Source organism: Izhakiella capsodis (assembly GCF_900115045.1).
GTDB classification, from domain to species: domain Bacteria; phylum Pseudomonadota; class Gammaproteobacteria; order Enterobacterales; family Enterobacteriaceae; genus Izhakiella; species Izhakiella capsodis.
In genome coordinates, this window is record NZ_FOVC01000003.1 from 22,531 (window position 1) to 37,368 (window position 14,838).

Sequence of the window (14,838 nt, forward strand, 5' to 3'; positions counted from 1 at the left end):
GTTGTTATGCATTCTTCCTAACTGGTTCCACAGCTGCCTGGTCAACCCGGGGATACAGTGAGACTGCTGCTAACACCGTTAGCGGCAATCCGATCTGCCAGTCCCTGACATTACAACCGTGAGAAATCATTAAATAGTGCAAGCCCCATTAACAGCACCAGCAATACTGAGCCGATGCGGTAGCTGAAGTCCTGAACCCGCTCTGACACTGGCCCACCCTTGATTTTTTCAATCATCAGGAACAGCAAGTGCCCACCATCCAGTACAGGTAATGGGAACAGATTGATAATTCCGAGGTTTACGCTAATCAACGCTAAAAACATCAGATAATAAATCAAGCCGTATTCTGCTGACATCCCGGCGCCTTGCGCGATCGAAATAGGGCCACTCAGGTTGTTCAGCTTTACATCACCCGTAATCAGTTTCCCCAGCATACCGACGGTTAATTTCATCAGTTGCCAGGTTTTCGCGCCTGCCTCACCAATTGCGGCGAAAGGGCCATACTGACGCACCGTTTTATACTCATCCGGCAGAGGAGCTACCCGTGGAACAACACCTGCGAATCCTTCCACCTTGCTCCCCTCTTTCACTTGCGGAACTAACGTCAGGTTACGTGTTACTCCCTGCCGCTCAACCTCTAAAGTAATCGGTTTGCCCGGATTATCTTGCACCGTTGTCACAAAGGTCTGCCACTGCACTAAAGGCTGCCCACCGACTTTAACGATCCTGTCGCCAGCTTGCAAACCTGCTTTGCTGGCAGCCGATCCGTTCTGCACCTGCGCCAGCACGTTTTCAATCTGCGGCCCTTTAGGCACAATTCCCAGCGACAGTACCGGGTCTTGCTTATCGGGTTCAAACTGCCAGTGGCGCAGATCCAGTGTCTTATCAACAGCGGCATCGCTACCATAAGGTGCTACACTGACCGTTGCCTGGCGGTTCCCGATATCAGCGATCAGAGCCATACGCACAGCATCCCAGTCTGGCGTTTCGATACCGTCAACAGACTTAAGTTCCATCCCTGGCAAAATTTGCGCCTCTGCCGCTACAGAACCGGTTATTATTTCACCAACAACCGGCTTTACTCCCGGAACACCGATGATAAAAACCAGCCAGTAGGCAAAAACGGCAAAAATAAAATTCGCCAGCGGTCCGGCGGCAACGATCGACGCCCGCTGCAGCACAGTTTTATGATTAAACGCCAGGTGGCGCAGCTCCGGCGGAACGCTCTCTACCCGTTCATCAACCATTTTGACGTAACCACCGAGCGGTATTAACGCGATTACATATTCTGTTCCCTGTTTATCGTGACGTCGCCACAGTGCCTTGCCAAAGCCGACAGAAAAACGCTCCACGCGCACGCCGCAACGTCTGGCTACCCAGAAGTGACCAAACTCATGAACAGTAATCAGGATACCGAGAGCGACAATAAAAGCGGCAAGACTCCAGAGAATGCTCAGCATAGAAACCTTACAATGTCCTGAAAACCAGAAGCAGGAGGCAGGAAAATACCGGCACCGCCGCCGTCAGACTGTCAATACGATCCAAAATGCCACCGTGACCGGGGATCAGGCTGCCGCTGTCTTTAATTCCGGCTTCACGCTTAAACATGCTTTCAGTCAGGTCACCCAGCACCGATGCCAACGCCGCTATCAGCGAACAGGCAAGCAGCGTCAGAGGGGCTACCGTCAACGGCACAACAAGTCCGAACAGCCAGGAGATAAGCGCACAGGTTAACAATCCGCCGATAAATCCTTCCCAGGTTTTACCCGGTGAAACGCGCGGAGCCAGCTTATGTTTACCGAACAGGCGGCCAAACATATAAGCGCCGGAATCTGCCGCCCAGACCAGAAACATAACGTAGAGCAACCATCGGGCGCCGGTGTAATGATTACTTTCATAGCCAAACTGGCGCAGGGTGAGCATCCCCCAGAAAAAAGGAACAATGGTCAGGATGCCAAATATGACTCGCAAAGCGCGAGAACCACGCCACCAGCCTGCGGATACGGGATAAAAGAGCACCAATACCAACGCCAGTAGCCACCAGAAAACGGAAGCCCAAAGCGAGGCTTCAACCTGTGGAACGTGCAGAGCGCGTTGATAAGCCGGCAGCGTAAACAGCATTAACGCCAGTAGAAACCCACATGCCAGGGCCAACCAAATACGTTGAGATCGTGAACTGAATCCGGCTAGCTGCCCCCACTCCCAAGCGGCAAGCATACAAACGATCAGAGTGGTAATGGCAAATCCAGCCGGAGGCAGCAAGAAAAGCGCTGCAATCACAAGGGGGATCAGTATTAACGCTGCGATCAAGCGAGACTTCAGCAAAGAGTACCCCCAGGGCATTCAGGCTCCATCAGGCACTGCGCCACCGAAACGACGCTCGCGTTGTGCAAAAGCATTCAGTGCACCTTCAAAAACTTGTTCATCAAAATCGGGCCAGAGAACATTGGTGAAGTAAAATTCAGCATAGGCGACTTGCCACAGCAAAAAGTTACTTATCCGTTGCTCTCCCCCGGTCCTAATCACCAGATCAACAGGCGGTAAATCATGCATACACAGGTGCTGCTCCAGCGTCTGTTCAGTAATCTGATCGGGACGCACCTGCCCTTCCTGCACCTGTTCGGCAATATGTCTGATGCTGTTTATAATATCCCAACGGCCACCATAGTTGGCAGCGATGTTGAGGGTAAGTCCATTATTTTGCTGAGTCAGTTCCTCGGCACGGCGTATTCGCGCCTGCAAACGAACATTAAACCGGCTGATGTCACCAATAATTCGCAGACGAACATTATACTTATGTAAGTTTTTTACTTCACTGTCCAGCGCCCGAACGAAAAGCTCCATCAGCGCCAGCACTTCCTGCTGCGGCCGATTCCAGTTTTCGCTACTGAACGCATAGAGCGTTAACGCATCCATGTTGTTGCTGACCGCGAAACTAACGGAACGACGAACAGATTTAACACCTGCTTTATGCCCTGAAATTCGTAACTTTCCTTGATTTTTGGCCCAGCGGCCATTGCCATCCATAATGATGGCCACATGGCGGGGAGTCATCCTTGTCGGGTCATCGGTCTTTAATACATTTTCGGACGACATAACGCGTTAACATTCCTTAAATCAGAAAAAGTGGTTTCTGAAATATCTCGGCTGCTTACACACCTGACGACAACAGCGGCATGTTTGTCACGGAAACTCAAGGTCATCCTGAAACGAAGGCAGGAGACTATACCATCTCAAACAGCCTCGAACAAATGCAGCTGGCAAAGCATGCCAGGCACTCAATGCCGGAAGCGGGCCAGGGCAGAAAGCGCCATATTCCGAGCCTGATGATCAATCTCCAGCACCTCATTTACACTTTCGGGTTCTGCGATCTGCAAGCTTTCCAAAACAGACACATTCAACGCGGCAATATCCGTAAAACGGATCTGCCCATCAAGAAAAGCAGCAACTGCGATCTCGTTAGCCGCGTTCAGTGCCGTCGTGGCCGCCTGTCCTTCATTACAGGCATCCATTGCAAGCTGTAAGCACGGATAACGGACATAGTCAGGCTCTGTGAATGTCAGGGCACTCATCCGGGCAAAATCCAACGGCGCTGCGCCGGAGAGGACACGTTCGGGCCAGGCCATCGCGTGTGCGATTGGCGTTCGCATATCCGGCGTTCCCAGTTGCGCCAAAACACTGCCGTCGCAGTAACGAACCATAGAGTGAATCACGGATTGTGGATGAATTATCACTTCCATCTGCGCATCAGAGGCATTAAATAACCAGCGGGCTTCGATATATTCCAAACCTTTATTCATCATGGTGGCCGAATCCACAGAGATTTTTCGCCCCATTGACCAGTTCGGATGCGCGCAGGCCTGTTCGGGAGTGACATGTTTTAACATGTCCATCGGCGTATCACGAAAAGGGCCACCAGATCCCGTAAGGATAATGCTATCAATACCATTATCCGTCAGAGACGCGTACCCTAACTGACGCTGCAGGGAAGCGGGCAAACTCTGAAAAATAGCGTTGTGCTCGCTATCCAGCGGCAGGAGCTGTGCGCCCGATGCATTCACCGCCTCAAGGAATAAGCGGCCGCAAGTGACCAACGATTCTTTGTTTGCCAGCAGTACTTGCTTACCGGCACGGATCGCTGCCAGCGTGGGGAGCAATCCGGCGGCACCAACAATCGCCGCAATCACCATATCCACATCGCCGAGCGCCGCCAGCTCGCAGGCCGATGCTTCTCCGCTTAGCACCTGGGTCGCAATATTCAGCTGACGCAATTGCTGACGTACCTCCGAGGCGGCGCTTTCTGTCGCCATACAGACCACAGTGGGGTTAAACATCTGACACTGCCCGACCATCACTGCAGCATTATTACCCGCCACCAACGCTTTTACCTGAAAGCGCTCTGGATTTGCTTTAACTACCGCCAGCGTGCTGATCCCTACCGATCCGGTCGAACCTAAGATTGTCAGTTGCTTCATATCCTACCCGCTGCTTTCCTCCCGCCGATCAACCCGGTGGGGAGAGCTTAAAACCGAACGTAAAACGCCGCACGACAGCCACCCGTATCAGGGGACTCTCGGTACGGCGTTGACAGGAACTGGACAGACTTAGAAGTCCATCAGCTCCGTTTCTTTCTCGCTAAGCGCTGCGTCAATTTTCTTGATGCTGGCGTCAGTCAGTTTCTGGACATCGTCCTGAGCGCGGCGCTCTTCATCTTCGCCGATCTCTTTATCTTTCAGCAGTACTTTTAGCTTATCGTTGGCGTCACGACGCACATTGCGTACAGAGACCCGCCCTTGCTCAGCTTCACCACGAACGATTTTAATCAGATCTTTACGACGCTCTTCGGTCAGCGGCGGCAGCGGAACGCGAATATCACTTCCTGCTGAGTTTGGGTTCAGTCCGAGATCAGACGACATTATCGCCTTTTCAACTGCGGCGCTGACGCTACGATCAAATACATTCACTTTCAGCGTGCGTGAGTCTTCAACGGTAATACTGGCCAGCTGTTTCAACGGCGTTGGCGCACCATAATACTCAACCGTAATACCATCAAGGATAGAAGGCGATGCTCGACCTGTTCTAATCTTACTGATGTTGTTTTTGAATGCCTCAACGCATTTGTCCATGCGCGTGTCAGCATCTTTTTTGATGACGTTAATCACGTTGGAACCCTTAAATTCTGGTTACCAGGCAGGCTCTGAACAGCCAGAACCCGTTCAAGTCTAAATCGGCAGTGTTTTGTACCCGCGTCCGGTTTTACCATCCGCAGGCTGAATATACCCTATTTTACGCCCGGACTGATATTAATGCGTAATCAGGGTGCCTTCTTTTTCGCCCATCACCACGCGACGTAAAGCACCCGGCTTATTCATATTAAACACGCGGATGGGCAGCTTATGGTCACGAGCGAGAGTGAAGGCAGCCAGGTCCATCACTTTCAGCTCGCGCTCCAGTACTTCGTTATAGCTTAACTTCTCATACAGCGTCGCATCCGGATTTTTAACCGGATCGGCAGAATAGACACCATCCACTTTCGTTGCCTTCAGCACCACATCCGCCTCAATTTCAATGCCACGCAGGCAGGCGGCAGAGTCGGTGGTGAAGAAAGGATTTCCGGTGCCAGCGCAAAAAATAACCACACGATTATTACGCAGCAGGCTAATCGCCTCTGCCCAGCTATAGCTATCACATACACCGTTAAGCGGGATGGCTGACATCAAACGTGCGTTGACATAAGCACGATGCAGTGCATCACGCATCGCCAGGCCATTCATAACCGTAGCCAGCATCCCCATATGGTCGCCAACGACGCGATTCATTCCCGCTTCTGCAAGGCCCGCGCCACGAAACAAATTACCACCGCCGATGACTACCCCGACCTGGATTCCCAGCTCAACCAGTTCTTTTACTTCCTGTGCCATGCGGTCAAGTACACTGGCATCGATACCAAAACCTTCCGACCCCTGCAGCGCTTCGCCGCTCAGTTTTAGCAGAATACGTTGATAAACGGGCTTTGCATTGGTAGCCATGGTCAATTTTCCTGGAAGATACCGTTGAATTGAAAAAAGTTAGATCTTATCTATCATCCCGTTAGCCAATTCAGATTACCAGTGGGATGAGACTGAATATTCATGGCATAAATTATAAGCGCCCCGATTTTTGGGCAAAAAAGAACCGCCAGTCGGCGGTCCTTTTATTTCAGTCGATCAAGACTGCCTGGACATTGCTGCGACTTCAGCAGCAAAATCACTCTCTGCTTTTTCGATGCCTTCCCCCACTTCGAAGCGGATAAAGTTGACGACTTCTGCGCCCTTCTCTTTCAGCACCTGACCCACAGTTTTGCTTGGATCGATAACAAAATTTTGTCCGGTGAGAGAAACTTCGCCGGTAAATTTCTTCATGCGGCCTTCAACCATTTTCTCTGCGATTTCGCGCGGTTTACCAGATTGCATGGCGATTTCCAGCTGGATCTGATGCTCACGCTCAACCACTTCAGCTGAAACATCTTCTGGCTTAACATATTCCGGCTTGCTGGCGGCAATATGCATCGCGATCTGCTTAATCAGCTCCTCATCACCACCTTTAGCGGAAACCAGAACGCCGATACGGACACCGTGCAGATAGCTACCGAGCAGATCGCCCTTTAGAACCGATACGCGGCGAATATTGATGTTCTCACCAATTTTCGCGACCAGCGCCACGCGCTTCTCTTCGAATTTCGCTTTCAGCGCTTCAACATCTGTGATGTGTTCAGCAACAGCAGCGGCCAGCACTTCGTCAGCAAATGCCTGAAAACCAGCATCTTTCGCGACAAAGTCGGTCTGGCAGTTAACTTCCAGAATAACACCGTAGTTACCATCGATCTTTGTTTTAATAACGCCATCTGCAGCCACATTGCCGGATTTTTTAGCGGCTTTAGCCTGGCCAGACTTACGCATGTTATCAATGGCCAGCTCAATGTCGCCATTGGCTTCGCCAAGCGCTTTTTTACAATCCATCATGCCAGCGCCAGTGCGCTCGCGCAGTTCTTTTACCAGAGCAGCGGTAATTTCAGCCATTCTTTAATCCTCGGTTAGCGTAATTTCTGCCATACAGTCAAATAGACGTGCTGGCAGGAACCTGATATCGGGAAATTTTCTACCCTGCCGGGCGCTTATGTCCAGGCAAAACAGAGATAAAAATAAAGGGGCCAGTGCAGGCCCCTTCTCGATCGTTTAAGGGCTCTGAGCCAGAGCAAGCCTTAATTACTCAGCAGCAGCGAAGCTCTCTTCTGCCTGCTCAGCCAGGTCCTGAGAACGGCCTTCGCGGACGGTAGTCGCAACAGCGGTCAGGTACAGGCTTACAGCACGGATGGCGTCATCATTACCCGGGATAACAAAATCGACACCGTCCGGATCGGAGTTAGTATCAACAATAGCAAATACCGGAATGCCCAGGTTATTCGCTTCTTTGATAGCGATATGCTCATGATCCGCATCGACAACAAACAGCGCATCCGGTAAACCGCCCATGTCTTTAATACCGCCCAGGCTGTTTTCCAGCTTGGCCAGCTCGCGAGCGCGCATCAGCGCTTCTTTTTTGGTCAGTTTATCGAAAGTGCCGTCCTGAGACTGCGTCTCCAGATCTTTCAAACGTTTAATTGACTGACGAACCGTTTTCCAGTTGGTCAGCATGCCACCCAACCAGCGGTGGTTCACGAAGAACTGATCGCAGCTCAGCGCCGCGTCTTTTACCGCTTCACTTGCAGCACGCTTAGTACCAACAAATAGGATGCGACCCTTACGGCCAGCGATTTTATTCAGCTCCGCCAGCGCGTCGTTGAACATTGGCACGGTTTTTTCAAGGTTGATGATGTGAACTTTATTACGAGCGCCGAAGATGAAAGGCTTCATTTTCGGGTTCCAGTAACGGGTCTGGTGACCAAAGTGTACGCCAGCCTTGAGCATGTCGCGCATGGAAACAGTTGCCATGATTACCTCTAAATAAATTTGTCTGGGGTTGAGCCTCCATGTATCCCATGCAACCGACCTTCGCGCCCTTTCAGACGGTAAGGCACCCCGGTGCACGTGTCGATACATGTGTGTTTTAGACACATAATGAGATTTATGCGTTTCCCGGTCAGCCTGAGGCGAACAGAGATTCGTCGGCGCGCTTTATACCACAAACACCACATCGAAGCCAACATTTCCTGGATGATGAGGTGTAAAAGACTGCACGCCAGGAGTCAATCGGCAATTGGCAGCGCCGAAGCTGCCTGTTAACATTAGTCATTATTATCATTGTCAAGAATGACGACATCTGCGGACAAAAAATTAATGGCGATTACGATCAAAACCCCAGAAGATATCGAAAAAATGCGCGTCGCTGGCCGTCTGGCCGCCGAAGTGCTCGAAATGATTGAACCTTTTGTTCAACCCGGCGTGTCCACTGGCGAACTTGATCGTCTCTGTCATCAGCATATTACGGAAAAACAGCAGGCTATTTCAGCCTGTCTTGGCTATCACGGCTTTCCAAAATCAGTCTGTATCTCCGTCAATGACGTGGTTTGCCACGGCATTCCCAGCGACGAGAAAATGCTGAAAGAGGGGGATATCGTCAATATTGATGTCACCGTCATAAAAGATGAATTCCACGGCGATACCTCCAAAATGTTTATAGTCGGTAAACCGACGATCCTGGGTGAACGCCTCTGCCGTGTTACCCAGGAGAGCCTTTATCTGGCGCTACGGTTGGTACGTCCGGGCATTCGTCTGCACGAGCTGGGGCGGGCGATTCAAAAATTCGTTGAAGCACAGGATTTTTCTGTGGTGCGTGAATACTGTGGTCATGGTATCGGCAAGGGGTTTCATGAGGAGCCGCAGGTTTTACACTACGATGCTGATGACGGCGGCGTCATTCTGCAGGCTGGCATGGCATTTACCATCGAACCGATGGTAAATGCCGGAGACTTCCGTATTCGCAACATGAAAGACGGCTGGACGGTAAAAACAAAAGATCGCAGCCTGTCGGCACAGTACGAGCATACGATTGTCGTCACCGAAACAGGTTGTGAAATCATGACGTTGCGTAAAGACGATACCATTGAGCGCGTACTCATCGCCAGCCAATAAGTACGGCGTACGGACTGTCAGGCCTGAGCGGCTTTTGTTATTCTGAAAAAAGTTCGGCATGAGCAACAGCGATGCCGACAAAAGTGCGACTCGGTTATCGGCATCAATGATCTATTCGCCATTGTACTGACCGGTTTTTAGGCACCCAGACAGACCAGTGAATCCACCGGAGTTGCGCCGTTATGAGTATCAAGCAAACTGAACCAGGTTGCATGAACGCCTTTATCTCTGCGCCGCTGGACTGGCATGACGACGTACTCACGCGCGATCGACTCAGGCTGCAACTGGAACTTTTTCAACAGCAGCTGGCCTTGGCCTTTGATGCCGGTGTGGATGTCAAAACGCTGATTGGTGCCCGCACGCTGTTTATTGATCATCTGCTGCGTCGTCTGTGGCGTTTTCTTGGGTTTGAAAATGACCAGAACGTTGCGCTGGTCGCAGTGGGTGGCTACGGGCGTGGCGAACTGCACCCACTCTCCGATATTGATTTACTGATCCTTAGCCGTGCCCCCTTAGACGGCAGTGCAGCGCAGCGCAGCAGCGAGCTAATTACGCTGCTTTGGGATCTCAAACTGGAAGTTGGCCACAGCGTGCGCAGCCTGGAAGAGTGCCTGCTGGAGGGCCTGTCCGATTTAACAGTGGCAACCAACCTTATTGAGTCACGTATGCTTACCGGCGACGTGGCGCTGTATCTTGAACTGCAAAAACACGTATTCAGTGATGGTTTCTGGCCTTCTCCGCATTTTTTTGCCGCTAAATTCGCTGAGCAGCAGGAGCGACATCAACGCTATCACGGTACCAGCTATAACCTGGAGCCCGATATCAAAAGCAGTCCCGGTGGCCTGCGCGATATTCACACCCTGCTTTGGGTCGCGCGCCGACATTTTGGGGCCACCTCGCTTGATGAAATGGTCGGCTTCGGCTTTCTGACTGAAGCAGAACGCAACGAACTCAATGAATGTCAGGATTTTCTCTGGCGTGTGCGTTTCGCCCTGCATCTTTTACTGTCGCGCTGTGATAATCGTCTGCTGTTTGATCGCCAGCTAAGCGTAGCGCAGCGGCTACGCTATTCAGGTGAGGGCAATCAGCCGATCGAGCGCATGATGAAGGATTTTTACCGCGTTATGCGCCGCGTGGGCGAACTAAATCAGATGCTGCTGCAGCTATTCGAAGAGGCCATTCTTGCGCTGAAACCGACCGAAAAACCGTACGCGCTGGATAACGAATTCCAGCTGCGAGGCAGCCTGATAGACCTGTCAGATGAGACGCTATTTGAGCGCGATCCGGTGGCTATCATGGGCATGTTTCATATTATGGTGCGCAATGCCGACATTACCGGCATCTACTCGTCAACCCTACGTCAGCTTCGCTACGCGCGCCGCCATCTGACGCAGCCTTTGTGCAATTACTCCGAAGCCCGCAGACTGTTTATGGCCATTTTGCGCCATCCCGGCGCGGTCAGCCGCGCGCTGGTGCCGATGCACCGGCACAGCGTGCTATGGGCCTATATGCCGCAGTGGAGCAACATTGTCGGCCAGATGCAGTTCGATCTGTTTCACGCTTATACCGTCGACGAACATACCATTCGCGTGCTGCAAAAGCTGGAGAGTTTTTCACGCGAAGAAACCCGCCCGGCTCACCCACTTTGCGTTGAGCTCTGGACACGCCTTCCGCAGCTTGAACTACTGCTGATGGCGGCGCTGTTTCACGATATTGCTAAAGGGCGCGGCGGCGATCATTCGGTTCTTGGCGCCCAGGACGCACAGGAGTTCGCCGAACTCCACGGCCTGAATCCACGTGAAGCACAGCTGGTTTCCTGGCTGGTGCGCCATCATCTGTTGATGTCTGTCACCGCACAGCGCCGTGATATTCAGGACCCCACGGTTATCCAGCACTTTGCCGAAACTATCGGTAACGAAAATCGCCTGCGCTATCTTATTTGCCTGACCGTCTCTGATATTTGCGCCACAAATGGAACGCTGTGGAACAGCTGGAAACAAAGCCTGCTGCGGGAGTTATTCTTCGCCACAGAGAAGCAGCTGCGGCGTGGCATGGAGAACAGCCCGGATTTACGCGAACGCGTACGCCACCATCGTTTGCAGGCATTGTCACTATTACGTATGGATAATATTGATGAGCAGGCATTGAGCCGTATCTGGAGCCGCTGCCGCGCCGATTATTTTTTACGTCACAGCCCCCATCAGCTAGCCTGGCACGCGCGGAGTCTGCTTCAGCACGAGCTGGACCAGCCGCTGGTTCTGGTCAGTCCACAAGCGACACGCGGCGGCACAGAAATTTTCATCTGGAGCCCGGACAAACCTTACCTGTTCGCCACCGTGGCAGGTGAGCTGGACAGGCGTAATCTTAGCGTCCATGACGCACAGATTTTCACCAGTCGCGATGGTATGGCGATGGACACGTTTATCGTACTGGAGCCTGATGGCAATCCACTGGCACCTGACAGACATGTGCAAATCGCCCGGGATTTAGAACAGGCCATCACCCAAACTAACTGGCAGGCACCTCGTCCACGCAGGCCATACTCCCGTTTACGTCATTTCAATGTTGATACCCAGGTCAATTTTCTACCTACCCATACTGAGCGACGTACCTATCTGGAGCTGGTTGCGCTCGACCAGCCCGGTCTGCTGGCGCGTGTCGGTGAAGTATTTTCCGATTTGGGCATCTCGCTGCACGGAGCCCGCATCAGTACTATCGGCGAACGGGTTGAAGATTTATTTATCCTGGCCAACGCCGATCGGCGTGGGCTGGAGAGCAAATTATGCCAGACCCTGCGACAACGGTTGACAGAGGCCCTTAATCCAAACGATAAAGTGTGATGGCGATTTGTTTTTTTAATCGGTCACTGGCAGCCGGCTGCCTTAGTCGGTTACTGCAGTGATGACATTTCAGGAAGAGACCCATGCAACAATTACAGAGTGTTATTGAGAGCGCCTTTGAGCGTCGCGCTGAAATTACGCCATCCAGCGTTGATACTGTCACCCGTGAAGCCGTTACCCAGACTCTGGCGCTGCTGGACAGCGGCACGCTGCGTGTTTGCGAAAAAATTAACGGCCAGTGGGTGACTCATCAGTGGCTGAAAAAAGCAGTTTTGCTCTCTTTTCGCATTCATGACAATCAGATGATTGAGGGCGCTGAAAGCCGTTTTTACGATAAAGTTCCTATGAAGTTCAGCAACTATGACGACGCTCGCTTCAAAAAAGAGGGCTTCCGCGTGGTGCCGCCCGCAGCGGTACGTCAGGGTGCATTCATTGCCAGAAACACCGTACTGATGCCATCATACGTCAATATCGGCGCCTTTGTCGATGAAGGTACGATGGTCGATACGTGGGCTACCGTTGGCTCATGTGCGCAAATCGGTAAAAACGTCCACCTTTCCGGCGGCGTTGGCATTGGCGGCGTACTGGAGCCATTACAGGCCAATCCGACGATCATTGAAGATAACTGCTTTATTGGCGCACGCTCAGAGATCGTTGAAGGAGTGATTGTAGAGGAAGGCGCGGTGATCTCAATGGGTGTTTATATTGGTCAGAGCACCAAAATTTACGACCGTGAAACCGGTGAAGTTCACTACGGACGCGTACCCGCGGGATCGGTAGTGGTATCCGGCAATCTGCCTTCTAAAGACGGCAGTTACAGCTTATATTGTGCAGTTATCGTTAAGAAGGTTGATGAAAAGACCCGTGGTAAAGTAGGCATTAACGAACTACTACGCAGTATTGATTAATCGTCCCCCTCTGCTGGCCAACGCTGGCAGAGGGACCTGCTCTGTAGATCCTGTCTGACAGCCCGCGCTTATTGTGACGGCAATTTATATCTGGCGTTTATTTTTCACTCAATTCATAATGTGTATTCCCGAATCAAGCCGCGTAGTTTCACTGCTAACCAGAGAAGTACGTAGTCAAATAATATCAGTACACATAGCGCTGCATCCTGTTTTTTTATCTGGATATCTTTCATGTACGACAGTCTAAAAAGCCAGGGTATCGCCAACCCTGATGACATTGACCGTTACAGCCTGCGTCAGGAAGCCAACAACGATATTTTGAAAATTTACTTCCGTAAGGATAAAGATGAGTTCTTCGCCAAAAGCGTTAAGTTCAAATATCCACGTCAACGTAAAACCGTGGTTTCTGATGGCATTGGACAAGGCTATAAAGAAGTTCAGGAAATAAGCCCGAATCTGCGTTATGTTATCGATGAACTTGATCAGCTCTGCCTGCGCGATCAGATTGAAATCGATCTCAAACGTAAGATACTCAATGACCTGCAACATCTGGAAAGCGTTGTCACTCACAAGATAAAAGAAATCGAAGCTGACCTGGAAAAACTGACCAGCAACGGTCGCTAATGCTTTTTCCCCTACGCTGACTTGTTCTTTACGGCTGCTCATCGAGCTGCAACGCAACGTACAGTAGCAGCCGATCATCAAACTGGCTGAGGTTAAGACCGGTTAGCTCTGAGATGCGATTAAGGCGGTACTCCAGGGTATTACGGTGAATATAGAGTGCTTTAGCCGTCGCGGAAGAGTGAACGTTATTGCTGAACCACGTCCGTAGCGTACGCCGCAACAAGCCGTTATTATCCATTGATTTCAGCTTCGCCAGCGGGCTGGCAAGCTCATTGGCCTGCCAACCGCCACGCAGACTGTCCAGCAGCACCGGCAGCATCAAATCCTGATAGAAATAGCTTCTCTGCTCCGGCATACGCTGCTTGCCCACCAGCATCGTGGTCTGCGCCGTGCGATAGGAGCGTGCGATGCTGCCCGGCCCGGTAAAATAATTTCCCAGCGCAATACGTATACGCAGGTTACCGCGCTCTTTCATGCGCGCCATCAGGCTCTCAACCCGCCTACGATGATCCCCGGCATCATAGCGACCGTGCGCATTGAGTGCCGGTTTGAGCACCACGACTTCGGTCAGCGAAACGATGGCGATGAGATTATCGCGATCTGGCGTCGTTAACAGCGTTTGCAGTTGTTGTAACTCCGCCATAGCACTGTCAACACCCAGCTGTCCGCTATCAACCTCCACAACCGCCGCCAGACGCGGCTGATTCAGATCGATACCAAGACGTTGTGCCCATTCGGTTAGCGTCGGCGGTGGCGTCTCACTGCGGATCAGATTAAGCACCAGCTCCTCCCGCAGACGGCTGTCCTGTGCCAGCATATGAAGCAATCGGGCTTGTTCCAGCATCATCTCGGCAGCCATGCACACCAGCTCGCCGTAGTGGCGCAAGCTCACAGGATCGCCGGTAAGGCCGATAACGCCAACGATCTCTCCGTCAATACGCATTGGCAGATTAATCCCCGGCCGCACGCCGTGCAGATGGCGCGCCACACCTTCGTCGATATGAACAATACGGCCCTGTGAAAGGGCTAACAGTGCGCCTTCATGCAGCTCGCCAATACGCTCACAATTACCGCTGCCAATAATCCGTCCATGTGCATCCATGACGTTAACATTGCTATCGATGATTTGCATGGTACGGGCGACAATATCCTGTGCCAGACGTGCGTCCAGGTGGTCAGTAGCCATTGGTCGTTCCTGCCAGAATTAAGGGCCCCAGCACAAGCACGCGCTTCGCCTGTTAATAAGGCCTGATTATCAATCTGGTATTGTGCATTTGCATGAAGCGTCTGGCAATAAGCCAAGGGAAAGGAAAAGTGCAGCAGGAATGATGAAAAGAAAAGGCGACCGAAAACGGA

Annotated in this window: 13 protein-coding genes; 4 read left to right on the forward strand and 9 right to left on the reverse strand. The window is 51.8% G+C overall.

Annotated features, from left to right (window positions below; translation table 11 throughout):
* Positions 1-110: 110 nt before the first annotated feature.
* The 8 genes from rseP to rpsB all read right to left on the reverse strand — a co-directional run bounded on the left by rseP (position 111) and on the right by rpsB (position 7,970).
* The gene (rseP, locus tag BM191_RS06185) at positions 111-1,460 is read right to left on the reverse strand and encodes a sigma E protease regulator RseP (RefSeq protein WP_092876241.1); all 1,350 of its coding nucleotides are present in this window, start codon (positions 1,458-1,460) and stop codon (positions 111-113) included.
* Positions 1,461-1,467: 7 nt separating this feature from the next.
* Positions 1,468-2,325 (reverse strand): phosphatidate cytidylyltransferase, encoded by an 858-nt coding sequence (gene cdsA, locus BM191_RS06190; protein ID WP_092876745.1) that lies wholly within the window; start codon positions 2,323-2,325, stop codon positions 1,468-1,470.
* A gap of 18 nt (positions 2,326-2,343) precedes the next feature.
* Positions 2,344-3,096, reverse strand: a complete 753-nt coding sequence (ispU, locus tag BM191_RS06195) for a (2E,6E)-farnesyl-diphosphate-specific ditrans,polycis-undecaprenyl-diphosphate synthase (RefSeq protein WP_092876243.1) — start codon at positions 3,094-3,096, stop codon at positions 2,344-2,346.
* A 182-nt stretch (positions 3,097-3,278) separates the two neighbouring features.
* Positions 3,279-4,475 carry a 1-deoxy-D-xylulose-5-phosphate reductoisomerase gene (gene ispC, locus BM191_RS06200; protein WP_092876245.1) on the reverse strand — a complete coding sequence of 399 codons (1,197 nt, stop codon included), beginning with the start codon at positions 4,473-4,475 and terminating at the stop codon, positions 3,279-3,281.
* Between the two features lie 129 nt (positions 4,476-4,604).
* Positions 4,605-5,162 (reverse strand): ribosome recycling factor, encoded by a 558-nt coding sequence (gene frr / locus BM191_RS06205; protein WP_092876247.1) that lies wholly within the window; start codon positions 5,160-5,162, stop codon positions 4,605-4,607.
* Between the two features lie 141 nt (positions 5,163-5,303).
* Entirely contained in the window at positions 5,304-6,029 is a 726-nt protein-coding gene (pyrH, locus tag BM191_RS06210) for a UMP kinase (protein WP_092876249.1), read from the reverse strand.
* Positions 6,030-6,206: 177 nt separating this feature from the next.
* Positions 6,207-7,058 carry a translation elongation factor Ts gene (gene tsf, locus BM191_RS06215; RefSeq protein ID WP_092876251.1) on the reverse strand — a complete coding sequence of 284 codons (852 nt, stop codon included), beginning with the start codon at positions 7,056-7,058 and terminating at the stop codon, positions 6,207-6,209.
* 186 nt (positions 7,059-7,244) lie between these two features.
* Positions 7,245-7,970, reverse strand: a complete 726-nt coding sequence (rpsB, locus tag BM191_RS06220; RefSeq protein WP_092876253.1) for a 30S ribosomal protein S2 — start codon at positions 7,968-7,970, stop codon at positions 7,245-7,247.
* A gap of 345 nt (positions 7,971-8,315) precedes the next feature.
* On the opposite strand from rpsB, the gene map reads away from it, so the two are divergent.
* The 4 genes from map (at position 8,316) to BM191_RS06240 (ending at position 13,482) form a co-directional block, all read left to right on the forward strand.
* Positions 8,316-9,110, forward strand: coding sequence for a type I methionyl aminopeptidase (gene map, locus BM191_RS06225; protein ID WP_092876255.1), 795 nt, complete (start codon positions 8,316-8,318; stop codon positions 9,108-9,110).
* 212 nt (positions 9,111-9,322) lie between these two features.
* Positions 9,323-11,950, forward strand: a complete 2,628-nt coding sequence (gene glnD, locus BM191_RS06230; protein ID WP_407927863.1) for a bifunctional uridylyltransferase/uridylyl-removing protein GlnD — start codon at positions 9,323-9,325, stop codon at positions 11,948-11,950.
* Between the two features lie 83 nt (positions 11,951-12,033).
* Complete coding sequence (gene dapD, locus BM191_RS06235) at positions 12,034-12,858, forward strand: 2,3,4,5-tetrahydropyridine-2,6-dicarboxylate N-succinyltransferase (protein ID WP_092876259.1); 825 nt, start codon at positions 12,034-12,036, stop codon at positions 12,856-12,858.
* A 231-nt stretch (positions 12,859-13,089) separates the two neighbouring features.
* Complete coding sequence (locus tag BM191_RS06240) at positions 13,090-13,482, forward strand: DUF3461 family protein (protein WP_092876261.1); 393 nt, start codon at positions 13,090-13,092, stop codon at positions 13,480-13,482.
* Positions 13,483-13,510: 28 nt separating this feature from the next.
* Here the strand turns inward: BM191_RS06240 and BM191_RS06245 are convergent, their stop codons facing one another.
* Positions 13,511-14,668, reverse strand: coding sequence for a CdaR family transcriptional regulator (locus BM191_RS06245; protein ID WP_092876263.1), 1,158 nt, complete (start codon positions 14,666-14,668; stop codon positions 13,511-13,513).
* Between the last annotated feature and the right edge of the window lie 170 nt (positions 14,669-14,838).

Bases quoted from the DNA above. Each gene is read 5' to 3' on its own strand.
- rseP (WP_092876241.1), bottom strand. From the start codon at position 1,460: ATGCTGAGCATTCTCTGGAGTCTTGCCGCTTTTATTGTCGCTCTCGGT.
- ispU (WP_092876243.1), bottom strand. From the start codon at position 3,096: ATGTCGTCCGAAAATGTATTAAAGACCGATGACCCGACAAGGATGACT.
- ispC (WP_092876245.1), bottom strand. From the start codon at position 4,475: ATGAAGCAACTGACAATCTTAGGTTCGACCGGATCGGTAGGGATCAGC.
- pyrH (WP_092876249.1), bottom strand. From the start codon at position 6,029: ATGGCTACCAATGCAAAGCCCGTTTATCAACGTATTCTGCTAAAACTG.
- tsf (WP_092876251.1), bottom strand. From the start codon at position 7,058: ATGGCTGAAATTACCGCTGCTCTGGTAAAAGAACTGCGCGAGCGCACT.
- rpsB (WP_092876253.1), bottom strand. From the start codon at position 7,970: ATGGCAACTGTTTCCATGCGCGACATGCTCAAGGCTGGCGTACACTTT.
- map (WP_092876255.1), top strand. From the start codon at position 8,316: ATGGCGATTACGATCAAAACCCCAGAAGATATCGAAAAAATGCGCGTC.
- glnD (WP_407927863.1), top strand. From the start codon at position 9,323: ATGAACGCCTTTATCTCTGCGCCGCTGGACTGGCATGACGACGTACTC.
- dapD (WP_092876259.1), top strand. From the start codon at position 12,034: ATGCAACAATTACAGAGTGTTATTGAGAGCGCCTTTGAGCGTCGCGCT.
- BM191_RS06240 (WP_092876261.1), top strand. From the start codon at position 13,090: ATGTACGACAGTCTAAAAAGCCAGGGTATCGCCAACCCTGATGACATT.
- BM191_RS06245 (WP_092876263.1), bottom strand. From the start codon at position 14,668: ATGGCTACTGACCACCTGGACGCACGTCTGGCACAGGATATTGTCGCC.